The sequence below is a fragment of the Vallitalea sediminicola genome (assembly GCF_054408565.1).
In genome coordinates this window covers 1-246 of the sequence record NZ_BTPT01000428.1, presented here as the reverse complement: position 1 = coordinate 246, position 246 = coordinate 1, and the positions used below count along the sequence as shown (strand labels likewise).

The 246-nt window shown below is 46.3% G+C and carries 1 protein-coding gene; it reads right to left on the bottom strand.

Going from position 1 to position 246, the window contains the following annotated elements; all coding sequences use genetic code 11:
• On the bottom strand, positions 1 to 179 hold a 179-nt coding region (locus tag ACX6CF_RS27305), incomplete at its 3' end, for a plasmid mobilization protein (RefSeq protein ID WP_458788509.1).
• Positions 180 to 246 lie beyond the last annotated feature (67 nt).

The window sequence follows — 246 nt, the reverse complement described above, 5'->3', positions numbered from 1 at the left end:
CTCACAAGCTCTCTCACATCGGCGGTATGAAGGTGAATGATAAGCCCGTCCACCGCCATTTTACGGAGATAAGCACCCATGTTTTTTGTGCCGATGCTCGCCATTTTTTCGTTTATCATGCCTCGTTCTTCGGGCGATACCATAAAATGAAGCTGTATAACTCTTTGCCTTTTCACCATTAGCGTTCCTCTCTTTCTGTCTTTGATTTTTTCGGAGTGATTGCGGCTCTTGGTGGCGGCTGCTTTA